The organism is Leifsonia sp. 2TAF2, assembly GCF_052115085.1.
In the GTDB taxonomy this organism is placed as follows: Bacteria; Actinomycetota; Actinomycetes; order Actinomycetales; family Microbacteriaceae; genus Leifsonia.
The window spans coordinates 942,472-967,194 of the sequence record NZ_JBFRFY010000002.1; the positions used below are offsets into that span (position 1 = coordinate 942,472).

The 24,723-nt window shown below is 70.2% G+C and carries 19 protein-coding genes; 11 read left to right on the forward strand and 8 right to left on the reverse strand.

Translation table 11 applies throughout. The features are described from left to right. Position 1: 1 nt before the first annotated feature. Positions 2-2,644 carry a GH25 family lysozyme gene (locus AB4Z18_RS16690; RefSeq protein ID WP_441783859.1) on the reverse strand — a complete coding sequence of 881 codons (2,643 nt, stop codon included), beginning with the start codon at positions 2,642-2,644 and terminating at the stop codon, positions 2-4. Between the two features lie 176 nt (positions 2,645-2,820). Here AB4Z18_RS16690 and AB4Z18_RS16695 point away from each other — a divergent pair, with 176 nt between their 5' ends. Then, positions 2,821-4,887 (forward strand): FG-GAP-like repeat-containing protein, encoded by a 2,067-nt coding sequence (locus AB4Z18_RS16695; RefSeq protein WP_441783860.1) that lies wholly within the window; start codon positions 2,821-2,823, stop codon positions 4,885-4,887. Between the two features lie 22 nt (positions 4,888-4,909). Here the strand turns inward: AB4Z18_RS16695 and AB4Z18_RS16700 are convergent, their stop codons facing one another. Genes AB4Z18_RS16700 through manA form a run of 3 tightly spaced genes read right to left on the reverse strand, consistent with a single transcriptional unit; the run spans position 4,910 to position 8,821 of the window. Beyond that, complete coding sequence (locus tag AB4Z18_RS16700; RefSeq protein WP_441783861.1) at positions 4,910-6,205, reverse strand: O-antigen ligase family protein; 1,296 nt, start codon at positions 6,203-6,205, stop codon at positions 4,910-4,912. Between the two features lie 43 nt (positions 6,206-6,248). After that, positions 6,249-7,607, reverse strand: a complete 1,359-nt coding sequence (locus tag AB4Z18_RS16705; protein WP_441783862.1) for an O-antigen ligase family protein — start codon at positions 7,605-7,607, stop codon at positions 6,249-6,251. 53 nt (positions 7,608-7,660) lie between these two features. Next, positions 7,661-8,821 (reverse strand): mannose-6-phosphate isomerase, class I, encoded by a 1,161-nt coding sequence (manA, locus tag AB4Z18_RS16710; RefSeq protein WP_441783863.1) that lies wholly within the window; start codon positions 8,819-8,821, stop codon positions 7,661-7,663. Between the two features lie 115 nt (positions 8,822-8,936). On the opposite strand from manA, the gene AB4Z18_RS16715 reads away from it, so the two are divergent. The 5 genes from AB4Z18_RS16715 to AB4Z18_RS16735 all read left to right on the forward strand — a co-directional run bounded on the left by AB4Z18_RS16715 (position 8,937) and on the right by AB4Z18_RS16735 (position 16,404). Further along, positions 8,937-10,115 carry an acyl-CoA dehydrogenase family protein gene (locus AB4Z18_RS16715; protein ID WP_441783864.1) on the forward strand — a complete coding sequence of 393 codons (1,179 nt, stop codon included), beginning with the start codon at positions 8,937-8,939 and terminating at the stop codon, positions 10,113-10,115. Positions 10,116-10,237: 122 nt separating this feature from the next. Further along, positions 10,238-11,200 carry a UDP-glucose 4-epimerase GalE gene (gene galE, locus AB4Z18_RS16720; RefSeq protein ID WP_441783865.1) on the forward strand — a complete coding sequence of 321 codons (963 nt, stop codon included), beginning with the start codon at positions 10,238-10,240 and terminating at the stop codon, positions 11,198-11,200. Between the two features lie 186 nt (positions 11,201-11,386). Next, on the forward strand, positions 11,387-11,710 hold the full coding sequence (locus AB4Z18_RS16725) for a WhiB family transcriptional regulator (protein WP_441783866.1): 324 nt from the start codon (positions 11,387-11,389) through the stop codon (positions 11,708-11,710). 70 nt (positions 11,711-11,780) lie between these two features. Further along, the gene (locus AB4Z18_RS16730; RefSeq protein ID WP_441783867.1) at positions 11,781-14,975 is read left to right on the forward strand and encodes a glycosyltransferase family 2 protein; all 3,195 of its coding nucleotides are present in this window, start codon (positions 11,781-11,783) and stop codon (positions 14,973-14,975) included. Continuing rightward, positions 14,968-16,404, forward strand: a complete 1,437-nt coding sequence (locus tag AB4Z18_RS16735; RefSeq protein WP_441783868.1) for a DUF5719 family protein — start codon at positions 14,968-14,970, stop codon at positions 16,402-16,404. Before AB4Z18_RS16730 ends, AB4Z18_RS16735 begins: the two co-directional genes overlap by 8 nt. Before the next feature lie 30 nt (positions 16,405-16,434). Here AB4Z18_RS16735 and AB4Z18_RS16740 read toward each other — a convergent pair whose 3' ends face one another. Further along, positions 16,435-16,878, reverse strand: coding sequence for a metallopeptidase family protein (locus tag AB4Z18_RS16740; RefSeq protein WP_441783869.1), 444 nt, complete (start codon positions 16,876-16,878; stop codon positions 16,435-16,437). A 42-nt stretch (positions 16,879-16,920) separates the two neighbouring features. Here AB4Z18_RS16740 and AB4Z18_RS16745 point away from each other — a divergent pair, with 42 nt between their 5' ends. The 4 genes from AB4Z18_RS16745 (at position 16,921) to AB4Z18_RS16760 (ending at position 20,717) form a co-directional block, all read left to right on the forward strand. Further along, on the forward strand, positions 16,921-17,130 hold the full coding sequence (locus tag AB4Z18_RS16745) for a DUF3499 family protein (RefSeq protein ID WP_285113867.1): 210 nt from the start codon (positions 16,921-16,923) through the stop codon (positions 17,128-17,130). A 27-nt stretch (positions 17,131-17,157) separates the two neighbouring features. Further along, positions 17,158-18,582, forward strand: coding sequence for a phosphomannomutase/phosphoglucomutase (locus tag AB4Z18_RS16750; protein WP_441783870.1), 1,425 nt, complete (start codon positions 17,158-17,160; stop codon positions 18,580-18,582). Between the two features lie 105 nt (positions 18,583-18,687). Further along, positions 18,688-20,166 (forward strand): adenosylhomocysteinase, encoded by a 1,479-nt coding sequence (gene ahcY, locus AB4Z18_RS16755; protein ID WP_441783871.1) that lies wholly within the window; start codon positions 18,688-18,690, stop codon positions 20,164-20,166. Beyond that, on the forward strand, positions 20,166-20,717 hold the full coding sequence (locus tag AB4Z18_RS16760; protein ID WP_441783872.1) for a GNAT family N-acetyltransferase: 552 nt from the start codon (positions 20,166-20,168) through the stop codon (positions 20,715-20,717). Before ahcY ends, AB4Z18_RS16760 begins: the two co-directional genes overlap by 1 nt. Positions 20,718-20,730: 13 nt before the next feature. Here AB4Z18_RS16760 and AB4Z18_RS16765 read toward each other — a convergent pair whose 3' ends face one another. Both AB4Z18_RS16765 and AB4Z18_RS16770 read right to left on the reverse strand, forming a co-directional pair. Next, complete coding sequence (locus AB4Z18_RS16765) at positions 20,731-21,414, reverse strand: cyclase family protein (RefSeq protein ID WP_441783873.1); 684 nt, start codon at positions 21,412-21,414, stop codon at positions 20,731-20,733. Positions 21,415-21,482: 68 nt separating this feature from the next. Continuing rightward, positions 21,483-22,334 carry an RDD family protein gene (locus tag AB4Z18_RS16770; protein WP_441783874.1) on the reverse strand — a complete coding sequence of 284 codons (852 nt, stop codon included), beginning with the start codon at positions 22,332-22,334 and terminating at the stop codon, positions 21,483-21,485. A 17-nt stretch (positions 22,335-22,351) separates the two neighbouring features. Here AB4Z18_RS16770 and AB4Z18_RS16775 point away from each other — a divergent pair, with 17 nt between their 5' ends. Next, the gene (locus AB4Z18_RS16775; protein WP_441783875.1) at positions 22,352-23,347 is read left to right on the forward strand and encodes a stage II sporulation protein M; all 996 of its coding nucleotides are present in this window, start codon (positions 22,352-22,354) and stop codon (positions 23,345-23,347) included. A 44-nt stretch (positions 23,348-23,391) separates the two neighbouring features. Here AB4Z18_RS16775 and AB4Z18_RS16780 read toward each other — a convergent pair whose 3' ends face one another. After that, the gene (locus AB4Z18_RS16780) at positions 23,392-24,723 is read right to left on the reverse strand and encodes a DUF58 domain-containing protein (RefSeq protein ID WP_441783876.1); all 1,332 of its coding nucleotides are present in this window, start codon (positions 24,721-24,723) and stop codon (positions 23,392-23,394) included.

Sequence of the window (24,723 nt, forward strand, 5' to 3'; positions counted from 1 at the left end):
GTCAGCCGAAGATGCCCCATCCGGTCCCCGCGACGATGCTGGGCCCGTACCCTGGCGCCTTTACCGGCTTGTCGGGGTAGTAGAGGAGCGCGCCCCCTGGAGTGATGCCCAGGAGGTCGCCCGATCGACCGGAGGAACGGTCGCCAGTGCCGGTGGCCGTGGTGAACGTGCCCCATCCGGACCCGACCTGCACACCCGCTCGGAACCCGGGAGTCCCTGTCGAGGTCTTGCCCAGGCCGGCGTAGAACCAAAGCGTGCCGTCCCCCCTCTTGGCCACGAGATCGGTCTTGCCGTCGCCGTTCGAGTCCCCGGAGGTCACGAATCCGGTGAAGCCGGACCAGCCGACGCCGGCCAGCGCACCCGGGCCCGACCATCCGGATCCGTTCGATCGGGGGATCCCGGGGTAGAACCACAAGGAGCCGTCGGTCCGCGTCGCCAGGAGGTCGCGTTTCCCGTCGCCGTCGAAGTCGCCCGCGATGATCTTGTCGAACACTGTCCATCCGGTCCCGATGAGGCGCCCAGCCTCGTACGTCGGCTGGCCGGAGGCCACCGTGCCGGTCGACAGGTAGAGCCACAGGGTCCCGTCTGAGCGGACGGCGACCAGGTCACCAGTCCCGTTGCCGTCCACATCTCCGGCATCGATGACACGCAGGAAGGAGGACCATCCCCATCCGATGAGGGTTCCACTGAGGTAGCTGTTGTTCACGCCAGCGGATGACCCCTTACCGCGATAGCTCCACAGGGTCCCGTCACCGCGGATCGTGACGATGTCGGGGTCGGCATCTCCGTTCAGATCTCCGGCACCGATAACCGTCGAGAAGGACTGCCATCCGGCGCCGACGGTCTGGGGAGCGCCGTATCCGGGGAGGGATGCGATCGTTCCCGCGTGGAAGTACAGCGCACCGGAGGCCGTTCGGGTGAGGAGGTCGGGCGAGCCGTCGCCGTCGGCGTCGCCGGCGGAGATGAGCAGGTCACTCGGGCTGAGACCGGCGACGCTCACCGTGACGCCGGGCGCGTACCCGGTGGACGATCCGCGGTACAGCCACAGCGAACCGTCGGGTCGCAAAGCGACCAGATCCGCCCAGCCGTCGTGGTCGAGGTCGCCCGCTCCGACGACCTGCGTGAACACGTTCCAGGACAGCCCGACCTTCACACCGTTGAGGAAGCCGACATCGCTTCCTGAGACCTGCCCCGTGCCCGAGTAGCGCCACAGGGAGCCGTCCGGCCGTCGGGCGAGCAGGTCGGCCTTGTGGTCTCCGTTCACGTCTCCCGACGCGATGATGTCGGTGTACGCGTCCCAGCCGTAGCCGAGTGTCACGGCCGGCGCGAGCCCGCTATGACCGGAATCGATGATGCCAGTGCCCGCGAAGAGGACGAGGGCGCCGTCGGTCCGTCGGGCGAGCACGTCGGCCTTACCATCTCCGGTGATGTCCCCGGGGATGAGGATCTGGTTGTAGATGCCCATCCCGGAGGCGATCTTCTTGGCGGCGAGGTAACCCGCGCCATTCGGGGTCTTCCCGCTCCCTGCGTAGAACCAGAGCGAACCATCCGGCTTGCGCGCGAGGAGGTCCGGCTTGCCGTCCCCGTTCAGGTCCCCTCCGCCCACCACCGGCTGCGGCATGGTGCGGCCGGTCGTGGCCAGCAGCTGCAGCGCGGCCGTCCCGCCGTTGAAGACATCCTGGTCGCCGGGGAAGATGCCGGCATTGGACCACTGCCACATCGTGTAAGCGCCCCACCCGGCGGGCAACGTCCCCGCGCCGGAGGCGACGTTGCTCGGGTAGCGCGCGATGAACAGCGGGTTGGTACCGAAGGCCGCGCTGTTGCCGGTGCATGCCACCCACCAGTTGGTGTTGGTGTAGATGGCGGGATAGCGGCCCGTCCGGTTGTACACGGTGTTGGAGAAGTCCGCGATCCACGACACCATCTGGGCTGCGCTCAACCCGTAGCACGTGGCGCCGTACGGGTTGAACTCGATGTCGAGGAGCGGCGGGAGGGTTCGTCCGTCTTGCGTCCAGCCGCCGCCGTTGTCCACGAAGTAGTTCGCCTGCGCGGCGCCAGAACTCTCGTTGGGGATGGCGAAGTGGTACGCGCCTCGGGTAAGGCCGGCAGCGTACGAGCCGTTGTACTGGCTGGCGAACTGGCTGCTGCGGTAGTCGGTGCTCTCCGTCGCCTTGACGTACGCGAACTTCGCGCCGTTCGCAGCGACCTGGGACCAGTTGATGTTCGTCTGCCAGCCGCTCACATCAAGGCCGGGCAACCCGGGCGGAGCGACGTTGGGCGAAGCCACCAAGGAGCGGGGCGAGGCGGTGGCAGGAGCCTGTGCGCTGGCGGGATCGAACTCGCGGATGGTGGAGCCCATGGCGTGGTTTCCTGCGCGGTTCTGGGTGGCGAGATCCGGATCGTCGCCCGTGACGGGCGACGGGGACGCGGATGAGGCGCTCGGCGACGGCGACGGCGTCGGCGTCGGTGCGACGGTGGGGCCGGATGACGGAGACGGGGTCGCCGGCTCCGTCGGCACGACCGGAGTCGATGTCGGTGATCCTGGCCCGTCGACGGCGGTTGCGGGAAGCGCGTCGCCGCAGGTCAACGCCGTCACGGCGACGACAGCCGTCGTGAGTGCGATCAGGAGTTTTCTATGCGGCATCGGACGTCTCCCCGCTCGGATGCAAGCGCGGCGGACTCCGTCGGGGGAGTTGCCGTCGCACACCGATGCTATACGGGGGGCAGGTCGGTGCCGGCGTTCATCGCAACGTGTGTTCGGGGGAGGAACGAGGGGTGCGTGGACGGCTGATACTGTGACGCGAGAAAACGGGAGGTCGCGTGACGAGACGTTCGACAGCAGGACTCATCGCCCTCTCGGCGATGGTGGTCGCCGCCCTCGCGGTCGCGGTCCCGGCGGAGGCCGCGACGGTGCAGGCGCCTTCGAGCGCCGAAGCATCCTCCGTGGCCGCAGCACCGTCCGGCACCGCGCCGACGCCCGGCACCGGCCCGACGGCTGATCCGCGACTCGCGGGGCACCCGCATCGCCGCACCTGTTCCACGCCGAAGCCCGGGCACGCCGCCTGCTTCGCCGAGGTCGTCGAGGGCGTTGCCGCCCCGGCGGTCGGGCAGGCGCCCGTCGGGTATTCGCCGAGTCAGCTGCAGCAGGCCTACGCACTGCCTGCGGGAGCCGGCCAGGGGGCGACGGTCGCGGTGATCGACGCTTACGACCTCCCGACCGCCGAGTCCGACCTCGCTGCCTACCGTTCCCGGTTCGGCCTGCCTGCGTGCACCACCGCCAACGGGTGCTTCCGCAAGGTGGACCAGCGCGGAGGCGCGAGCTATCCGGCGGTCGACCCACAGCGGTCCTGGGGCCCGGAGACCGCCATCGACATCGAGATGGTGTCGGCGGCCTGCCCGAGCTGCAAGATCCTCCTCGTCGAGGCGGACGATGCATCGGTCACGAACCTCGGTCAAGCCGTGAACACCGCAGTGCAGTTCGGCGCCCGGTTCGTCTCGAACTCGTATGGGATCGCCGACGCCGGCTGGGATTTCAGCCCATACGACGCGTACTACGACCACGCGGGAGTGGCGATCACCGCCTCCACCGGGGATGTCGGCTACGGATCCGAGTTCCCGGCCAGCTCCCGTTTCGTGACCGCGGTCGGCGGGACCAGCCTGTCGGTTGCGGCAGGAACCGATCGTGGCTGGAGTGAGGCCGCCTGGAGCGGTTCTGGCAGCGGGTGCAGTTCGTACAGCGTCAAGCCCGCCTGGCAGACCGACACCGGATGCGTCAGCAAGACGGTGGCCGACGTGTCGGCCGTGGCCGATCCGGGCACAGGCGTCGCCGGGTATGGGCCGGCCGCGACAGCGCCGTACACGTCGGCGTGGCAAGTCTTCGGAGGCACCAGCGTGAGTGCTCCCCTCGTGGCGGGCATGTACGCGCTGGCAGGTGTGCCCGCTGCGGGGACGTACCCGGCGTCGTACCCGTACGCGCATCCCGAAGCGCTCAACGACGTGACTCAGGGGAGCAACGGTTCCGGCTGCGCTCCCGCCTACCTCTGCACGGCTGCGCCGGGATACGACGGCCCCACGGGACTCGGAACGCCGAAGGGGGTCTCGTCGTTGAGTGCTCCCGGCAGCGCCGCGCCGCCCACGCAGAACGACTTCAATTCGGATGGCAAGAGCGACGTTCTCGCGCGTTCCGCGACGGGGGGCCTGTTCCTCTATCGCGGTAGCGGCTCGGGCGGTTGGTTGTCGCCCGCGTCGATTCAGGTGGGCAGCGGCTGGGGCGGGATGACGATTCTGTCGCCGGGGGACTTCGATGGTGACGGGCGCAACGATGTCGTGGCGCGGGACAGCGCCGGACTCTTGTGGCTGTACCCGGGCGACGGTGCGAGCGGTTGGGGCGCCCGCCGGCTGGTGGGCTCCGGCTGGGGCGGCATGAGGATCATGGTCGGCGTGAACGACTTCACCGGGGACCACGTGCCGGACGTGCTGGCCATCGACGGGTCCGGCGCCCTGTGGCTGTATCCGGGCGACGGCCATGGCGGGTGGCGAGCCCGTTCCGCGATCGGGTCCGGCTGGGGCGGGATGACCGCCGTGGTGGGCATCAATGACTTCAACGGGGACGGGTCGGCGGACCTGCTGGCGCGCGACTCTTCCGGTCGGCTGTGGCTGTATGGCCACACGCCGTCAGGCTGGAAGGTCCCGGTCGTGGTGGGGATCGGATGGAACGGGATCACAACGATCGTCTCTCCGGGCGACTTCGATGGGGACGGCCACGACGATGTGCTGGGACGCACTGCGGCCGGCGCGCTGGTTCTCTACCCGGGAACCGGGCGATCCGGATGGGGCAGCCCTCGACAGATCGGCTCCGGTTGGAACGTCATGAACTGGTTGGGCTGATCGAACGAGAGGCCAGAGGTCGTTACCTGGCTGTCCCGTCGCGGTGCGGTAACCTCAGCCGCCAGCTCATCCCTTGCGACGCTTTGACCGTGCAGATGACGAGAAGCATCCATCCGGCTTCGACCAGGATCGAGCTCTCGAAGACGCTGGTGACGAGCAGCGCGACGAGCACCAGCGGCGCCCAGGCGTAGACCACGCTGCGGCGGTTGGAGGCGAGTAGCCACGACCGGCTGAATGCCAGCGCGATGAGGGCGACGAACAGCAGGAGGCCGATGATGCCGACCTGCAGGTAGACGTCGAGGTACGCGTTGAGGCCGTCCGAGTGGTAGACGCCCGTCGCATCCTGAATCGCGGTGAACGGGTAGAGGCCGGTGGGCCACGAGCCGATCCAGCCCCAGCCGACGGTCTGCTGGACGGGGATCAGCTGCCAGATCTGGATCCACAGCTGGTAGCGCACCTGGAAGTCCGCTCGCGCGTTCAGCAGGTCGATGACGCGGGTGCGGTAGATGTACGCGGTGATCAGGACCGCGATCGTGAAGATGGCGAGCCCCCATTGGAAGTACGGACGCTGCTGCGCCGGCGCCTTCCGCAGCAGGTACAGCGCCAGGGTGGCGAGGCCGACCACGACCGAGACCGCGGCGATCACGGGGGAGTGGGCGAGCAGGATGCACAGCCCGGCCAGCGTGATCGAGTAGGCCGCGACCGGCGGTCGCACCGAACGCGTGCGCAACTCGACGAGGAACGTGACGAACGCGATCAAGGCGACGATGCTCAGCTGGTTACGCGTGCCGAACAGACCCTGGATCGGACCGCCCGCCGCGATATTGCCCTGGATGCCCAGGAAGCGGAGCGGAGCGTCGAGCAGCAGACCGCTCAGCACCTCCAGCGAGAGCGACAGGGTCAGCAGGAATCGGAGGGCGTCGCCGACCACCCGCACGATCTGGATGGCGTCGCGCACCAGCGCGATGTAGACCGCCAGGAACGCGAAGATGAGCTGGTACACGACCCCGTTGAGGGTCGCCCACTGGTACTGGCTCCAGAAGATGGACACGGCGCACCAGCCGACGAACAGCAGCGCCGAGATCGGCAGCAGTCCGTGCCACTCGATGAGCCGCCATTGCGCGGCGAACGACAGCGCCGCGAGCACGACCAGCACCGCGAGGGCGCCGATGAGCCCCGGCCAGCCGATGAGGCCCCGGATAGCATGCGTGGAGAACCCCGTGATCACCGCCAGGAGGGCGAGCGTCGACGTGAAGCGGGCGGAGCCCAGGAACTCGGTCACCGCGGGGGGCACCAGGGTCCGGCGGGGTGTTGCCATGTTCACAGACTACGGGGAGGGCGGGATTGCGCGCGTCCAGCGGTCAGCGCTGTTTCGCTTTCGTCGCGACCGCCAATGTGACCAGCAGGGCCCAGCCTCCCTCGATCAGGATGCGGCTCTCGGCGAAGCTCTGCGCGATCAGGGCCGCGATGAGAAGCAGCGGCAGGAGCGTCGTCGCCCGGTACGGCTGGTCGTCGGCGATCGTGAAGCGGGGCCGGTCGACAGCGAGGAACCAGGTGCGCCCGAACGTCGTCAGCACCAGGAGGATGAAGACGACGAGACCGACGATCCCGAGCTGCAGCCAGACGTCGAGCCACGCGTTGTGCGCCTGCAGGTATTCGACGCCGTTCCGGGTGGCGAGGCCGTCGAAGGGCTTCACCCACGGGGCCCAATAGCTGACCCATCCCCAGCCGAACACCGGACGCTGCTGTGCGAGGCGGGTCACCGCCTCCCAGATGTCGAACCGGCCCGTCAGGTCTTCGCTCTTGCCGAAGAGGGCGGGGATGCGCGAGGAGAACACCGAGACCAGCACGATCGTCGCGGCGACGAGGGCGATTCCGACGACGTAGACGGGGGTGCGGCGCTCGGGACCTGCGCGACGCGCCCAGAGCGCGAACGCGAGGACTACGGCCGTGACGAGGGCGGCGGCGATGACCGTGGCGGACCGCGTGAGCGCGAGGGTGAGCACGGCCAGGACCAGCCAGGTGACGGCAGACCCGCGGCGGACCGTGCGGTCGGCGACCTGGATGCCGAAGACGATGATCGAGAGCAGCGCGATCATCGCGAGCAGGTTGCTGTTTCCCGAGATGCCCTGGATCGGTCCACCGTGGAACAGCAGATCGCGGCTCCAGTAGAACGCCTGGGGGAGCGTCCCCGACGGCACGGGCTTCACCGGGGTCAGCGGCAGCACCGGGTGCCGGACGAACAGCGCGACAACGAGCTCGAAGATCAGCGACAGTCCGATGATCCACCGGAAGGCGTTGCCGAGGGCGCTCAGGAGGCCAGGCCAGCCGAGGCGCAGCGCCAGAAACACGCCGCCCGCCGCAGTGAGCAACGAGCCCAGCACGCCGAGGGCGCTCGCGCCCGGGTAAGCGGACCAGGCGATGGATGCCACAGCCAGCGCCAGAAAGAGCACCAACGTCTTCGGAGTGGTCCTCCAGCGGAATCGCGGCCGCGAGCGGACGACGAGGACGATGCAGGCGATTCCCAGCACCCCGGCGAGGACGAAGTACCCCGGCCAGCTGATCAGGTTGCGCCAGAAGTCGCCCGCGAACAGCGTGAACAGCACGACTGCGGCGAGCACTGCTTCGCCGGTGCCGGTCGCTGCGCGCACCGCGTCGACTCGGGCCGGGTCGACACCGCTACGGCGGCGGACGGGCGGCTGCAGGCGCGGCGTGGTCACTTCGGCAGGATAACCGACCCGTCACCCGCCCAGAGCCACGGGCGTCTCGTCACTCAGCCGTTGGGGTGTGCGACGAACACCGTTCCGCGGCCGGCGACTGTCAGCTCACTCTCGTCGGTGACGACCGCGGCGTCTCCCCGTCGGAGGTGCAACGATCCGGTCGCGCCCGCGAGTTCGACCTCCCCGTTGGTGACCAGCGCGATGGCCGCGCCGGGCAGCGCGACGGTCGCGCTCTCCACATCCTCATCGAGAGCGATGTGCTCGAGGGCGAAATCGGGGACGTCCGGCCGGAACGTCTCGACACCCGCCGCCGGGCGCTCCGGCGCGAGCGGCGTCGCCTGGATCGGGGTGAAGTCGAGCACGCTCACGAGCTCCGGCACGTCGATGCGCTTGCGGGTGAGCCCGCCGCGAAGCACGTTGTCGGAGGCCGCCATGAGTTCGATCCCGAGCCCGCGCAGGTAGGCGTGGATGTTCCCCGCCGGGAGGTACAGCACCTGCCCGGGGCGAAGGGTCGCGCGGTTGAGCAGCAGGGCGAGAACGATGCCCGGGTCCCCGGGGAACGCGTCGTCGAGCATCCGCACGGTGTCCGCATCCCTGTCGTCGGGGAGCGCGCGCGCCGCAGCGACGACCTCTGCCACCAGCAGATCGACGTCGGGGTCGCCGCCGAGCAGCCACTCGGTGGCGCGCCGGAGGACGTCGCCGGACTCGCCCTGTAGCGTCCGGGCGAACCCGGAGAGCACCGCCCCGCCCGAACCGGCTGCCGCCAGGCGCTCGAGCGCTGCACGGCTCTCGGCCGGATCACGGAACCCGCAGAGCGCCTCGAACGGGTCGCTGAGCGCGAAAATCAGCTCGGGCTTGTGGAACGGATCCTTGTAGTTGCGGTCCGCGGAGTCGGCCGGGAGCCCTGCTGCATTCTCGCGCTCGAACCCCGCACGCGCCTGCTCGGGCGAGGGATGCGCCTGCAGCGACAGCGGGCCGGCCGCCGCCAGCACTTTCAGCAGGTACGGTAGGCCGCTCGTCCGCTCCCAGGCGGCGAGGTCGTCGGCGCCGTCGGCCAGCGCCGGGTCGAGCACGCGGGCGGGGGAGCCGGGATGCGCGCCCAGCCACAGTTCCGCCTCCGGGCGGCCGCTCGGCTCCGTCCCGAGCAGACCGGCGATCGCGGTCGTGGAGCCCCACGCGTAGTCGCGCGGGGTGTTGCCGATGCGCACAAACATCCGTCGCCATCCCTTTCGTTCCGTTGGACCAAACTACCAATCGCTTTGTCCCGGCCGGGCGCGTTCCTTAGGCTGACGGGCGCCCGACCATCCACGTGGACGCAATGGAGCAGACATGCCCTTCGAGACCATCGCCGGCGACTTCTACGGCTTCGAGAACCTCCTCACCGATCGCGAGAAGGATTTCATCCAGACCCTGCGCGAGCAGCTGGAGTCGGAGGTCAAGCCGATCGTCAACGAGTACTGGGAGAAGGCGGAGTTCCCGCACCAGATCATCGACGTGCTGCACCGCAACGGCGCGATCGGCCTTGGTTTCCCCGAGACCGCGGCGTTCGAGAACTCCGCGGTGTTCCGCGGCTGGGTCGCGCTGGAACTAGCCCGCATCGACGCCTCGGTGAGCACCTACGTCGGCGTGCAGAACGGGCTCGCGCTCGGAGCGGTCGGTGTGTGCGGCTCCGACGAGCAGCGTGCGGAGTGGCTCCCGAAGCTGGCGAGCGGCGAAGTTCTGGGCGCGTTCGGCCTCACCGAGCCGACCTCCGGCTCCGACTCGGCACAGGGACTCAAGACGGTCGCGACGCGCGACGGCGACAACTGGATCCTGAACGGCTCGAAGCGCTGGATCGGAAACGCCACCTTCAGCGACATCACGGTCATCTGGGCGAAGAGCGCCGAGGACGGCCAGGTGAAGGGCTTCATCGTCCCCAACTCCACGCGCGGTTTCACGGCAACGAAGATCGAGGGCAAGCAGTCGCTCCGCATCGTGCAGAACGCCGACATCACGCTCGAGAACGTCGTCGTTCCCGAGTCGCTGCGCCTGCAGAACGCCAACAGCTTCAAGGACACCGCGAAGGTGTTGCGGCTGACCCGCGCCGAGGTCGCCTGGGCGGCCGTCGGCGTCGCCGTCGGCGCGTACGAGGCGGCGCTCCGCTACACCAAGGAGCGAGTGCAGTTCGGCAAGCCGATCGCCTCCCACCAGCTGATCCAGGACCTCCTGGTGAAGTCGATCGGCAACATCACGGCATCCATCGGCCTGTGCACCCGCGTCTCGCAGATGCTCGACGACGGCGAGCAGAGGGACGAGCACTCGGCCCTCGCGAAGGCGTTCGCCACGGCCCGCATGCGCGAAACGGTCGCCTGGTGCCGCGAGGCGCTCGGCGGCAACGGCATCGTGCTCGACTACGACGTCGCGCGCTTCTTCGCCGACGCCGAGGCCCTGTACTCGTACGAGGGCACCCGCGAGATGAACACCCTCATCGTGGGCCGCGCGATCACCGGCCAGGCGGCGTTCGTCTGACCGCACATCCATTCGTCCGCCTCCACTCGATCGGCGTCGGCATGAGGGGCGACGGTGGACGATAGTGTGGCCGGAGCCCCATCGTGGTGGGCAGCAGTGACGAACGAGCAGGAGGACCGCCCGTGGCGTGGTTGGTGACCGGAGGCGCAGGCTACATCGGAGCGCACGTCGTGCGGGCGTTCCGCGAGCAAGGGATCGACGTGGTCGTCGTGGACGACCTCTCCAGCGGGCACGAGGAGTTCGTGCCGGCGGGCGTCCCGTTCTACCGGGGCACCATCCTCGACGGCGAGCTGCTCGCCGATGTCTTCGCGGACAACGCGATCACGGGCGTCGTGCACGTGGCCGGCTTCAAGTACGCCGGGGTGTCCGTGCAGCGTCCGCTGCACACCTACGAGCAGAACGTCACCGGGACGGCCGTGCTGCTGGCGGCGATGCAGGACGCCGGGGTGGATGCGATCGTGTTCAGTTCGTCGGCCGCCGTCTACGGGACACCGGACGTCGACATCGTCACCGAGGCGACGCCGAAGAACCCGGAGTCGCCGTACGGCGAGTCCAAGCTGGTCGGGGAGTGGCTGCTGCGCGACCAGGGCGTCGCGGTGGGCCTACGCCACGCCTCGCTGCGGTACTTCAACGTCGTGGGCTCCGGCGACCCGTCGCTGCGCGACACCAGCCCCCACAACCTGTTCCCGCTGGTCTTCGACGCGCTCGTCGCGGGGCGGACGCCCCGGATCAACGGCGCCGACTACCCGACCCCCGACGGCACCTGCGTGCGCGACTACATCCATGTCGCCGACCTCGCGGTGTCGCACGTGGCGGCGGCCAAGCGGCTGGATGCGCACGAGCCGATCGAGCCGGTCTACAACCTCGGCAGCGGCGACGGCGTCTCGGTCGGTCAGATCATGTCGACCGTTGCCGAAGTGACCGGAATCGCCTTCACCCCAGAAGTGGGGCCTCGACGCGCGGGGGACCCGGCGAGGATCGTGGCCTCGGGAGAGCTCGCAGCACGCGATCTCGACTGGGAGATGCGTCACACGCTCGACGACATGGTCCGCAGCGCCTGGGAAGCACGCCAGGCGGCATCCTGACACCTCCCCGGCCGGCGAAAACCGACCGGGCGTGTCGGGATTGTTGTGTTTCCCCGGCGCGTCGCGAACTCTCGACCAGCGGTCAAGGCTTTACGATTCGCGACTTGACGTAAGCGAATGACAACGGTGTAATTAGGGCTACACGGGAATCTCGTGTTTCAGCAGTCCATGGGTGGGGAGACCGATATGCCAGTTCCTGAATATCGTTCTGGAGTACCCGACGACTGGTTCATCGATCCGGTCAAGCTCGGTGTCCCCGGGGTCCGCGCGGCGGAGGTCGAAGACGACAACCCGCTCGCCTGGCAGACCGACGCCCTGTGCGCACAGACCGACCCGGAGGCGTTCTTCCCCGAGAAGGGCGGCTCCACCCGCGACGCCAAGCGCATCTGCACCTCCTGCGAAGTGCGGTCGCAGTGCCTCGAGTACGCCCTCGCGAACGACGAGCGGTTCGGGATCTGGGGCGGGCTGTCCGAGCGCGAGCGCCGCAAGCTGCGCAAGCGCGCCGGCTGAGCCCATCCAATCCGCGCCGCGCCCGGGCCAAAGACGGGATCGGCGCAGCCCCAACCTAGGCTGACTGGCGATGTATCCGAGAGTCACCGCCATAGTCGTCGCCCAGAGTGGCGGCCCCCACCTGCAGCGCACTCTCGACGCCCTCGCGGAACAGACCCGTCGACCGGACGCCGTGATCGCCGTCGACTGTGCGACCTCCGACGACGCCACGCGACTGCTCTCCGAATCCCAGCCCACCCAGCTGCTCAGCGTTCCGGAGAAGCTCGCCTTCGGTGCCGCCGTCGCCACCGCGGTCCGCGTCCTTCCGCCAACGTCCGGCCCCGAGCAGCTCCTCTGGCTGCTCGCACACGACACGGCGCCGGAGCCAGAGGCGCTCGAGGCCCTGCTCGCGGCGCTCGAGGTCTCCCCATCCGTCGCCGTCGTCGGGCCCAAACTCGTCGACTGGGACGATCCAGCGCTCATCCGTGAGTTCGGCGAGACGATGACGCCGTTCGGCGCATCCGTGCCGCTCGTGGAGAACGAGCTCGATCAGGCGCAGCACGACGGCATCAGCGACGTGCTCGCCGTCTCCAGCGCCGGGATGCTCGTCCGCCAGGCGCTGTGGGAGCGGCTCGACGGTTTCGACCCGGCCCTCCCCACCATCGACGATGGTCTCGACTTCTGTACCCGCGCCCGGCTCGCCGGGTTCCGCGTGACCCTGGTCGCCCAGGCCCGCGTCGCCATCGCGGGAGACGGTGTCGCCGGGCCCAACCTCTCCCCGAAGTGGACCGTGCGCCGCCGGCTCGCGGGCGAGCGCCGCCGTGCGCAGCTGCACCGCCGGATGGCGTACGCGCCGGGCTGGGCGGTGTTCCTGCACTGGCTGAGCCTGGTTCCCCTCGGCATCCTCCGCGGGCTGCTGCGCCTGCTCCGAAAGGAGCCGGGGTCGATCGGCGGAGAGCTCGGCGCGGCGTTCCGGGTGGCCTTCTCCGGCCTCGCGGTCAGCAACGCCCGTCGCCGTCTCGCCTCCGCGCGGGAGGTGGGCTGGGCGGCGGTCGCGCCGCTGCGCGTCCCGTTCGCCGAGGTGCGACGTGCCCGAGCACTGAAACGTGAAGCCGCGACGGTCCGGCAGCAGGGTGAGCGACAGGATCTCGACTTCTTCGGCACCGGCGGTGGATGGGCTGTGCTCGCGGCACTGCTCGTCGGCGTCGCCTTGTTCTTCCCGCTCGTCGGCTCCGGAGCCCTGAGCGGCGGCGGACTCCTGCCGCTGGATGCCTCGGTGGGGCAGCTGTGGGCGAATCTCGGCTATGGCTGGCGGGATGTGAGCCTCGGCTTCACTGGAGCGGCCGATCCGTTCTCCGCGGTCCTGGCCGTGCTCGGCACCCTGACCTTCTGGCAGCCGTCCCTGTCCCTCGTCCTGCTCTGGGTCCTTGCGCTGCCCCTCGCTGCGTTGGGCGCCTGGCTTGCGGCAGCGCGGCTGACCACGCGGCCGACGCTCCGTGCATTCGGCGCGCTCGTGTACGCCCTCGCCCCGACCCTGCTGGTCGCACTGCAGGGCGGACGGCCGGCGGCCGTGCTCGCCCACATCCTCCTTCCGTGGTTGTTCTTCGCGGGCCTGGCCGCACGCCGGTCGTGGGCGGCCAGCGCGACCACCGCCCTGCTCGCGGCGGCGACGGTCGCCTGTGCGCCGATCCTGATCCCGGCGCTGGTGGTCGCGTGGATCGCGGCGATCGCGTTCGCCGGACGTCGTGCCGCCCGCATCGCGTTCATCCCGCTTCCGGCCGTCGTGCTCTTCGCGCCGCTCGTCTGGCAGCAGGCATCGCGAGGCGCGTGGCTGTCGGTCTTCGCCGACCCTGGCGTGCCCCTGGACGCGCGGCAGACGCCCGCCTGGCAGCTGGCGCTGGGCTTCCCGGACGGGACGCTCGGCGGCTGGCACGTGCTGGCTCAGGCGTTGCACCTCCCCGAGGCCTCGGCGAACCTGATCGTGCCGATCCTGCTCGCGCCGCTCGGCATCCTCGCGATCCTGGCGCTCTTCCTGCGGGGGACCGTCCGTGCGATCGTGGCGCTGCTGGTCGCACTGGCCGGATTCCTGACCGCTGTGACCGCGCTGCACATCCAGGTCGCCGTCTCCGGGGGGACCGTCGTCCCGATCTGGGCCGGAAGCGGGCTGAGCCTCTACTGGCTGGGGCTGATCGGCGCCGCCGTGCTCGCGCTGTCGGCGATCGGTCGTGCCGCCGTGTACCCGGCGTGGGTCGCCATCGTCACCCTCGCTGTCGCCGCCGTGCCGATCGGCATCGCCACGCTGAACGGCAACGCGGTCGTCCAGGAGAGCGATGGACGGACCATGCCGGCGGTCGTCACGGCGAAAGCGGCCACCCAGCCGCGAACGGGCACCCTGCGGATCGTTCCGCAGCCCGACGGCGGCATCCGGGCGGACATCGTCCGCGGCAGCGGTCAGACGCTGGAGGACCAGTCCACGCTGGCCGACACCGAGCGGTCGCTCACGACCGCCCAGCGGAACCTGGCCCTGCTCGCCGGTAACCTGTCCTCCCGCAGCGGCTACGACGCGTCCCCGCAGCTGAAGCGGCTGGGCATCGACTTCGTGCTCCTCACCCCGCCGGCGACGACGCTGGAGAAGCAGGATGCGTCCGCCGCGGATGCCACCCGCTCCCGTGCAAGCATCGCGATGGATGCGAACCCGCTGCTCGCGCCGGTCGGCGCGACCACGAACGGCCGCTTGTGGGCCTTCGACCGCGGCACGGCCGTCGTCCCGCCCGCAGCCCAGATCCCGGTGGGAGCCGGTGGCCTCTGGCGGGTGCTCGTGCTGATCGTGCAGGGTGTGGTGATCGGCGCGACGCTGCTCATGGCGATCCCCACCACCCGCTCGGCCGACCGCGTCTCGGACCTCTCCGCACGCCGCCCGCACCGGCGGAAAGAGGATGTGGCCGTGGAACCGGACGACGAACCGGACGAACCCGATCCCGCGGCGGACGGAATCGCGGACGAGAGCCTCGACGAATACGAGGCGGAGCCGGAGGACGAGGCCGTCGTCGAATCCGCCGAGGAGGACGACGTGCCCGAGCGAGAGCCGGACGCGGTCGTCGAGCCTGCGCCGGCCGTCGAGCCTGAGCCGGCCGTCGAGCCTGAGCCGGCCGTCGAACGCGAGACGGAGGAGGACCGCGACGCCGAGCGCGTGACCACCCCACCTGCACCCACCACGCTCGAAGACGGACTCGAGGAGACCATCATCCGACCCCGACGCACCACCGATGGAGGTGACCGTGGCTGACCGCAAAGGCCTCGCACGTATCGGCTTCCGGACGCTCGGTGGGATCGTCGGCATCGGCGTGGCCCTGGTCGTCGTCGCCGGCGCCACGCTCCTTCCGCTGCCCGACTTCGCGATCGGCGCGCCCGCGCAGACCGTCACGCCGGTTCCCGCCGCTCAGCAGCGCGTCTGCCCGGGCCCGCTCCTGCAACTCGCCGCGGACGCGGGAGCCGCCACTCGGCCGAGCGCCATCGGAGCGCCCGAGACCGCCTCTCACGCCGATGACGCGTCCGTCCGCACCACGACCCTGAAGCCCGACGCCGACTCCCCCGGGTCGGACGAAGCGCCGCTGGTGGCAACCGTCACCACTCCCAAGGACTCCTCGGTTCCGCCACTGTTCGCCGCCGCGCAGTTGCAGACGGCCGCAACGGAGGACCTCGCCGGTCTCGCCGCCTCAGCATGCGCCGAACCGGCCGCGGACACCTGGCTCTCTGCCGGATCCACGTCACTCGGACAGACCAGCCTGGTGCTGCTCGCCAACCCGAGCGAAGTGGATGCGACCGTCGATCTGACGATCTACACCGAGACCGGCGTCGTGAGCGCACCGGGCGCTGCGGGGATCATCGTCCCCGCCCGTTCGCAGAAGGTGGTGCCGCTGTCCGGCCTCGCGCCGTCGGCCGCCGCCTCCGTCGTCCGGGTGCAGACGAGCGGGGGAGAGGTCGTCGCCTCCCTGCAGCAGAGCTACGAGCAGGGCATCCAGCCGCGCGGGGCCGAGATCGCCGGAGCGACCGGGGCGCCGGCCCGCCAGCAGATCCTCCCGGGTGTCACGATCGCTTCCATGGCGGCGATCCAGGCGGCCCAGTCCGCCGAGGGCGTCGGGGTCGACTTTCCCATCGTTCGGCTGCTGGTGCCCGGCGACACCGACGCCCAGGTGACCATCGGAGCGGCCGGCGAGGCCGGGACGGCGGCAGGCGACTCGTACGCGACGACCGTCAAGGCGGGCACGGTCGCGGAGGTGCCGCTCGATCACCTGAAGGACGGCAACTACACCGTCACGGTCAACTCCAGCGTCCCGATCGTCGCCTCCGCGCGGACCTCGGTCATCGGGGCGAAGACGCGGGACTTCACCTGGTTCGCCTCCGCCCGGCCCCTCCAGAAGAGCCTGCTGGCGGCCGTCCCCTCCGGCGGGAGTGCGACGATGCACTTCGCGAACCCGGGCGAGAAGGACCAGGCGATCACGGTGGTGGGCGTCACGGGAGGCGGCAAGCAGTCCAAGCTGACGGTGCCCGCCGAAGGGGGAGTCACGCTCAAGGTCGCGGCGGGGAGCTATCGCGTCACCGGCGCCGGCGCCCTCTACGGCAGTGTCAGCTTCTCGGCCGAGGGGCGTGCGAGTTCGTTCACGCTCGCACCGCCCGGGGCGCTCGCGGCGCCGATCACCGTCTACCCGAACTGAGGCAGGCCCGAAACTGAGGGCCGGCAGCCCTCAGAAGTGCCGGTAGCGGTCGGGCGCGAGATCCCACGGGTCCTTGCCGAGAAGCTCGGCGACGGCGCGGAAGACGCATCCCTCGATGTACATGCGGCGGTGCAGTTCGTCGTCGCGGTGCAACTTCGTGAGGCGCTGGATGGGCACGCGGTAGAGCACGATGCGCCGGTGCGCGGCATCCACTCGCCAGCGGTCGACGCCGTCCGAGCCCGAGTTGCCGATCGGTGTCGCCGCGACCTCGAAGTGCACGTTCGACAACTCCTCCGGCCAGACGCCCTTCAGGTAGTCGGCCGTCGACGCCACGGTCATGTCGAAGAAGTCGATCCGGTTCTGCAACATCGGCAGGTGCGGACCGGTCACCGGCCCCCTGGCGCCCCGCCCGTGCCTGCTCCTCCAGCGGCTCGTCGCCGGCGGTTGGCTGCTGGTGCGGCGGTTGCGGGGCATGTCGCCATCCTACGTCGGCGGTGCTCGGGTAGTCTGAGCCCGATGTTGAGTCGTCCGTGTTCCCGAGTCGCGTGTCCGCGCGACGCTGTGCAGACGCTCACGTACGTGTACGCGGACTCGATGGCGGTGCTCGGGCCGCTCAGTCTGAAGCACGAGCCGCACTCCTACGACCTGTGTGCCATCCACGCCGAACGGCTCTCCGCGCCGCAGGGCTGGCAGATCGTCCGGCACGTCAGCGTGCCCGACCTCTGAGCCTCCCGTCACGGTAGGTTAGGGGCCATGAGCATCACCGGTGACCCGCGCCTGCAGTCCGTCGTCAAGACCTACGACATCCGCGGTCTGGTCGGGAAAGACCTCACGGTCGAGGTCGTCGAGGCCATCGCGGCGGCGTTCGTCGACGAGGTGGATGCGGCCGGCCGCGACGTGATCGTGGGTCACGACATGCGCGACTCCTCTCCCGCCTTCGCGGAGGCCTTCTCGCGCGGCGCTCGGGCACGCGGCGCCGACGTCGTCTCCATCGGCCTGTGCTCCACCGACGAGTCGTACTTCGCCTCCGGCTCGCTGCAGGCTCCCGCGGCGATGTTTACGGCGAGCCACAACCCGCCCACCTACAACGGCATCAAGCTATCCCGGGCGGGCGCGCAGGGGCTCAGCATGGACACCGGCCTCGGAGCGGTGCGCGACCGGGCATCCGCCTACCTCGCCGACGGCATCCCGGCCGTCGATCGCCCTGGCGGCTACCGCGAAGAGGATGTGCTGGAGCGGTACGCCGCTTACCTCAGGTCCCTCGTCGATCTGAGCGGTATCCGCCCGATCACCGTCGTCGTGGACGCGGGGAACGGTATGGGCGGGCTGACCGTCCCGGCGGTGCTGGAGCAGGCGGCAGGCCTCCCGGCGCTTCCGATCACGATCATCCCGCTCTACTTCGAGCTCGACGGCACGTTCCCGAACCACGAGGCCAACCCGCTGGAGCCGAAGAACCTGGTCGACCTCCAGCGTGCCGTCGTCGAACACGGCGCCGACCTCGGCCTCGCCTTCGACGGCGACGCCGACCGCTGCTTCGTCGTGGACGAGCGCGGCTCCGCGGTCACGCCGTCCGCCGTCGCCGCGATCGTCGCTGTGCGCGAGATCGCGCGCGCCCGGGCCGAGGACCCGGATGCCGAGATCACGATCATCCACAACCTGATCACCTCCAATATCGTCCCCGAGACCATCGAAGCCGCCGGTGCCGTCCCGCTGCGGACCCGCGTCGGCCACACCCTCATCAAAGACGCCATGCGCCGGTCCGGCGCGGTCTTCGGCGGCGAGCACTCCGCGCACTACTACTTCCGCGACTTCTGGAGCGCCGATAACGGAATGCTCGCCGCCATGCACCTGCTGGCCGAATTCGGGTCGCAGGACCGCCCGCTGTCCGAGCTCGCCGCCCGCTACACGCCCTACGCGATGTCCGGTGAGATCAACTCCACGGTCGACGACGTGCCCGCGGCTTTCACCCGTATCGTCGAGGCCTTCACGCCTCGCGCCGATTTCGACGAGCTGGATGGGCTCACCGTCACGGGACGCGTCGGCCAGGACGAGCCGTTCTGGTGGTTCTCGGTGCGCCCGTCGAACACGGAGCCGCTGCTGCGACTCAACGTCGAGGCCGCCGACCAGGCGACGATGGCGCGCATCCGCGACGAGGTGCTGGGGCTCATCCGGGGCTGATCCCGGCGGGAGATTCGTACCTCGGTCGCAGGCTCCCTCGGCGCTGGGGTCGCGGCATCGCTCCGCGCTGCCCTGAGCTCCACCGCGCATGCCAGAATGGTCCTCATGCCAGCTAGCACCGCCACCTCCCTTCCGTTCAAGGTCGCCGATCTCTCCCTCGCCGAAGCGGGACGCCACCAGATCCGGCTCGCCGAGAACGAGATGCCGGGGCTGATGTCCCTGCGCGCCGAGTTCGGCGAGTCCCAGCCGCTCGCGGGAGCGCGGATCGCCGGCTCCCTCCACATGACGGTGCAGACCGCCGTGCTCATCGAGACGCTGGTCGCCCTCGGTGCCCGCGTCCGCTGGGCCAGCTGCAACATCTTCTCGACCCAGGACGAGGCGGCTGCGGCCATCGCGGTCGGCCCCACGGGAACGCCCGGCGCGCCCGCCGGCGTGCCGGTCTTCGCCTGGAAGGGCGAGACGCTCGACGAGTACTGGTGGTGCACCCAGCAGATCTTCGACTGGTCCGCTGAGGCCGCCGCCGACGGCGCCGACTACCTGGGCCCGAACCTCATCCTCGACGATGGCGGCGACGCCACGCTTCTCGTCCACAAAGGCCGCGAGTTCGAGCTCGCCGGTGCGGTGCCGGACGACACCGACGGCGACAGCCACGAGTACCGCGTCATCCTCGCTGCGCTGCGCGCATCCCTCGCCGCGTCGACGGACCGCTGGACCCGAATCGCCAGCGACATCCTCGGCGTCACGGAGGAGACCACCACCGGCGTCCATCGCCTGTACGAGCTGGCGAAGGAGGGGCAGCTGCTCTTCCCGGCCATCAACGTCAACGACTCGGTCACCAAGAGCAAGTTCGACAACAAGTACGGCATCCGCCACTCCCTCCCCGACGGCCTGAACCGGGCGACGGATGTGCTGATCGGCGGCAAGGTCGCGTTCGTGGCAGGCTACGGAGACGTGGGCAAGGGCGCGGCGGAGGCGCTGCGCGGCCAGGGCGCCCGCGTCATCGTCAGCGAGGTCGACCCGATCAACGCGCTCCAGGCTGCGATGGACGGCTACCAGGTCGCACGGCTGGAGTCGGTGATCGACCAGGTCGACATCCTCATCACCGGCACGGGCAACCTCAACGTGGTCACCCTCGACCACCTCCTGGGGCTCAAGCACCTGGCGATCGTCGCCAACGTCGGCCACTTCGACAACGAGATCGACATGGCCTCGCTCGAGGCGCTCCCCGGCGCCGAGAAGGTCGAGATCAAGCCGCAGGTGCACGAGTGGAGGCTGCCCACCGGCCGCAGCATCCTGGTGCTCTCCGAGGGCCGCCTGATGAACCTCGGCAACGCCACCGGGCACCCCAGCTTCGTGATGAGCAACTCGTTCACGAACCAGGTGCTGGCGCAGCTGGAGCTGTACGTCTCGCCCGAGAAATACCCCGTCGGCGTCTACGTGCTGCCCAAGCACCTCGACGAGAAGGTCGCCCGGCTGCACCTCGACGCCCTCGGTGTCGAGCTGACCACGCTGACGGATGAGCAGGCCGCCTACATCGGCGTGCCGGTCGACGGCCCCTACAAGGTCGACCACTACCGGTACTGATGACTCTCGACTTCGCCGACCGGGAGCTCCCCGGCGGCCTGATCCTCCGAGTGCGGAGAGAGCAGGACGCCGCGGCGCTCGCCGCCGCCTACCAGCGCAACCGCGGGCACCTCGCCCCGTGGGATCCGACGCGCACCGAGGACTTCTTCACCGAGCAGGAGCAGCTCGCGCAGACGCGTGAGCTGTTGGCGCTGCGCGAGGTGGATGCGGCCCTCCCGCTCGTCCTCGCTGACGGCGACCAGATCGCCGGCGGCGTGACCCTCAGCCACCTCGTCCGCGGGGCCTTCCAGTCCGCGAACGTGGGCTATTGGCTCGACCGCGACCACGTCGGGCGGGGGCTCGCGTCGAGCGCGCTGACGGCCGTCATCGAGGCCGCCCGCGACAGCTACGGCCTGCACCGAGTACAAGCGGCGACCCTACTGGCGAACCACGCCTCGCAGTCGGTGCTGACGCGGACCGGCTTCGAGCGGATCGGCGTCGCGCCGAACTACCTGAAGATCGCGGGCCGCTGGCAGGACCACGTGCTGTTCCAGCGCATCCTGCACGACTGAGCGGGATGCGGGCCTAGTCTTCTGCGGGCAGCTCGGCGAACGCCCGCACGGGGAACGTGCCGAATCCCTCGATCGCCGGTGGCGCCGCTGTGAACAGAGCACCGCGCTCGGGGAGCTCCTCCAGTCGGGTGAGGTGCTCGACGACGTGGATCCCGGCGGCGAGCAGGATGCTGTGCGCCGGCCGGGTCCCGCCGCTCTCGGTGTCATCGATGTTGAGCGAGTCGATGCCGACGAGGGCGACCCCCGCATCCGCCAGTAGCTGTGCTCCGTCCTCGGTGAGGAACGGTGCGCCGGAGGCGTAGGCGGGCGTGCCGAAGTGCGCATCCCATCCCGTGTGGAGCAGCACGGCCGAACCCGGCGCTGCTCGGCCTGCGAGGGCTGACGCAGGGATGCCCCGGTCGCCGGAATCCGTCACGTGGACGACCTCGGCAGAGAGCCCGACGAGAGTGTCGAGCTCGAGGCCTGCGAGGTCGTTCCCGTCCGCATAGCGGTGGAAGGGGCTGTCGAGGTACGTGCCGGTGTTGCCGATCAGTGTGATGACGTCCATCGCGAACTCGGTGCCGGGCGCGTAGACGACGCGGGACGCCTCCCGGGTGAGGTGCGGCTGGATCGTCGGAGCGGGGAGACCGGGGTACGTGACGAGCCCGGCGCGGATGCGGTGGCTCAGGTCGACGATTCGGCGGCGGGCGAGCGTCATGGCAGTGACCTCCTGGCGGCGGGCGAAGGGTGGCGGGCGTCGGGGTGTTGCGTGGCGCATGGAGCGGGTCAGCGGTCGGGGAAGCCGTGCGGCAGCGCGCCGAGCACCGGGTCCAGCCGCTCGAGCCGCTGCCCTTCGAGCGCGAGGCCGCGGGCGTCACGATCGCGGCGCAGCGCAGCGACCGCGACGAGGAACGTTTCGGCGTCGACCGGCGGCAGCGGCGAGACGTACGGGGATGCCTCCCGCGCGAGTTCCGTGCTGAGCCCGAGACGTGCGGCCGGCGTCAGCTCGGGCGCCTGCCGGACGAACTGGGCGATCCGCCGCGAGAGCCGGTCGGGCAGGCGGGCGACATCGGCGGTCGCCGCCCAGGCGGTCAGGTGCGGCGCGAGATAGAGGGGGAGCGGCTGAGGTCGCGGGACGCGGACGAGCTGGCTGTAGGTGCCGGCCAGCAGGTCGCCGAGACGCTTGGAGCGGGCGTTGAGCAGGCCGGTAAGGGCGGCGATCGCTCCAAAGGTCATGAAGATCTCGAGCACGCCCACGAGCGCACGGATGAACGAGTGGCGGAAGCCGATCGCGCCGCCGTCGTCGCGGACGATGCGCGCGCCGACCGCCAGCTTGCCGAGGGACCGGCCGTGGGAGAGCAGCTCGATCGTGGTCGGCAGGATCACCATGCCGAACACCAGGATGAGCACGATCAGCGCCCGCGCGAGCGCCTCATCGATGCCCGCGCCCGTGGTGACCAGCAGCATGATGCACCCGAACATCACGAGCATGTACGTCAGCCAGTCGATGATCGTGCCGGCGGCGCGGAGGATGTAGCTGGCCGGCTTCACATCGAGCGCGACGGCCTCGCCGGTGTACGAACCGAGGTCGAGCCCGCGGTCCTCCTGCGACACGCTTCCCGCCCCGGCCTGCATCATAGATATCATCTAAGCAGATGGACCTCGACGCCTACACAGCCGCCCGCAGCGCCGACTGGGAGGAGCTCTCCCGGCTGGCTGCGAAGCGACGCCTGAACGGCCCTGAGGCCGATCGGCTCATCGATCTGTACCAGTCGGGCGCCTCGGATCTGTCCGCAATTCAGACCAGCGCCGGATCGACCGCAGTCGGCGACCGGCTGTCTCTCGCGCTGTCCTCGGCGAGGCTCCGCTTCACCGGTGCCGGGAGCAATCCGTTCGCGCAGCTTCCCCGCTTCTTCCTGCTGCAGCTGCCAGCCGCTCTCTACCGGCTGCGGTGGATCGTCCTCGCGGTCGCCGTGGCGACCGTCATCATCGCGACCCTGTACGCGGTGTGGATCACCGGCAACCCGGATGTGCTGCGGAACCTGGGCGACGACGCGAACCTGCGTCACTACGTCGAGCACGACTTCATCGACTACTACTCCAACAACCCGGCCGCCTCCTTCGCCGGTCAGGTGTGGACCAACAACGCGTGGATCGCCGCCCAGTGCATCGCCTTCGGGATCACGGGTCTCTACGTGCCGTATGTGCTTCTCCAGAACGCGATCGGCGTCGGCACGGCGGCAGGCGTCATGTTCGCCTACGGCCGCGGCGACGTGATGTTCTCGTACATCCTTCCCCACGGCCTGCTGGAGCTCACGAGCGTCTTCGTCGCGGCGGCGGCCGGGCTCCGTATCTTCTGGGCCTGGATCGCGCCTGGCGCGCGGACGCGCGGGCAGGCGCTCGCCGAGGACGGCCGCGCGCTCTTCACGGTGGCCGTGGGATGCGCGATCTCGCTGTTCGTCTCCGGCCTGATCGAGGGCTTCGTGACACCGTCGTCGCTGCCTGTGTGGGCGAAGATCACCATCGGAGCGCTCGCCCTGGCCGCGTTCCTCGCCTACATGCTGGTGCTGGGCCGACGCGCGGTGCGGGCAGGGGAGACCGGCGACCTCACCGAGTTCGAGGCCGGAGCCCGGCGGATCGTCGCGGGCTGACGGGCGGTTGGCCGACACGTCCGCGCGAGGGACCGCCGAAGGGCTCAGAGCCGGCCGGCGGCCTTGAGCGCGAGGTAGCGGTCGGCCAGGGCCGGCGGGAGGTCGGCGGGGGAGCCGGTCACCACGTCCCCGCCCAGACGGCGTACGGCAGCCGCCACCCGGCTGAGGTCGAGGAGGGATCGCTCCGCGGCCGCCGCGCGGTAGACCTGATCGCGGTCGCGGCGTTCGGTGGTCGCCTGCAGCGTGTCCGGGTCGGTCACGCTCGCCACGACCACCAGGTGCTTCGCGGTGAGCTGCGGGAGGACGCTCAGCAGGCCGCGTGAGCCTCCTGGCGACTCGATCGAGGTGAGCAGCACGACGAGGGAGCGTTGCGAGGTGAGCGAAGCGACCTGCGCGGGCACGGCCGACCAGTCCATCTCGATGAGGGCCGGCTCGATGCCGGCCATCGCATCCACCATTCGGGAAAGCAGCTCAGGGCCGCTAGCACCCTGGACCCGTCCGCGGACGATGCGGTCGTAGGCCACCATGTCGATGCGGTCGCCGGCTCGCGTGGCGAGCGCCGCCAGCAGCAGGGACGCCTCGAACGCCGTGTCGATGCGCGGCTCGTCGGCGACCCGCGCGGCGGACGTTCGGGCCGAGTCGATCACGATGATCACCCGGCGGTCCCGCTCCGGGCGCCAGGTGCGCACCATGACGCGCGCTCCCTGACCGCCGGACGGATCGTGCCGCCGCGCCGTCGCACGCCAGTCGATGGACCGCACGTCATCGCCACGCACGTACTCGCGCAGCGAGTCGAACTCGGAGCCCTGGCCGCGAAGCAGGACGCTCGTGCTGCCCTCCAACTCGCGCAGTCGGGCCAGTCGCGACGGCAGGTGCTTGCGCGCCGTGAACGGCGGAAGCACGCGGATGCGGCCGGGAGCCTCCAGCGTCGCCTGCCGAGCCCACAGGTGCAGAGGACCCCACGAGCGCACGGTGACGCTGCGCACCCGGCGCTCCCCGCGGCGCCAGGGTCGCAGAGAGGCGACGATCCGCCGTCGTTCGTGTGGCGGGATCGCGATGCGGGTGCGTGTCGGCTCGGCGGCCGCAGACGGTTCCCAGCCGTCCCGGACGGTTCCCCGCAGGGTGCGTCGTCCGGTGTTCGTCACGTACAGCTCCGAGACCGCCTCCGCGCCGAGCCGGACACGGGCCGGCAGCGTCCGTTCGAGCGCGACCGCTCGCGGCGAACCCGCGACGAGAAGGTCGACGAGCCCGAGCAGCAGGGACAGCAGCAGCCAGCCGGCGAAGGCGGCGTACGCCGCCGCCTCGCTCCCGCCGAGCAGCACGACGGGGACGGCCCCCAGCGCGAGCAGGGCGACGAAGCGTCCGGAGATGGTCAC

Coding starts and splice junctions, on each gene's coding strand:
- AB4Z18_RS16690 (WP_441783859.1), bottom strand. CDS start 2,644: ATGCCGCATAGAAAACTCCTGATCGCACTCACGACGGCTGTCGTCGCC.
- AB4Z18_RS16700 (WP_441783861.1), bottom strand. CDS start 6,205: ATGGCAACACCCCGCCGGACCCTGGTGCCCCCCGCGGTGACCGAGTTC.
- manA (WP_441783863.1), bottom strand. CDS start 8,821: ATGTTTGTGCGCATCGGCAACACCCCGCGCGACTACGCGTGGGGCTCC.
- AB4Z18_RS16715 (WP_441783864.1), top strand. CDS start 8,937: ATGCCCTTCGAGACCATCGCCGGCGACTTCTACGGCTTCGAGAACCTC.
- AB4Z18_RS16725 (WP_441783866.1), top strand. CDS start 11,387: ATGCCAGTTCCTGAATATCGTTCTGGAGTACCCGACGACTGGTTCATC.
- AB4Z18_RS16730 (WP_441783867.1), top strand. CDS start 11,781: ATGTATCCGAGAGTCACCGCCATAGTCGTCGCCCAGAGTGGCGGCCCC.
- AB4Z18_RS16740 (WP_441783869.1), bottom strand. CDS start 16,878: ATGCCCCGCAACCGCCGCACCAGCAGCCAACCGCCGGCGACGAGCCGC.
- AB4Z18_RS16745 (WP_285113867.1), top strand. CDS start 16,921: ATGTTGAGTCGTCCGTGTTCCCGAGTCGCGTGTCCGCGCGACGCTGTG.
- AB4Z18_RS16750 (WP_441783870.1), top strand. CDS start 17,158: ATGAGCATCACCGGTGACCCGCGCCTGCAGTCCGTCGTCAAGACCTAC.
- ahcY (WP_441783871.1), top strand. CDS start 18,688: ATGCCAGCTAGCACCGCCACCTCCCTTCCGTTCAAGGTCGCCGATCTC.
- AB4Z18_RS16760 (WP_441783872.1), top strand. CDS start 20,166: ATGACTCTCGACTTCGCCGACCGGGAGCTCCCCGGCGGCCTGATCCTC.
- AB4Z18_RS16765 (WP_441783873.1), bottom strand. CDS start 21,414: ATGACGCTCGCCCGCCGCCGAATCGTCGACCTGAGCCACCGCATCCGC.
- AB4Z18_RS16770 (WP_441783874.1), bottom strand. CDS start 22,334: ATGATGCAGGCCGGGGCGGGAAGCGTGTCGCAGGAGGACCGCGGGCTC.
- AB4Z18_RS16775 (WP_441783875.1), top strand. CDS start 22,352: ATGGACCTCGACGCCTACACAGCCGCCCGCAGCGCCGACTGGGAGGAG.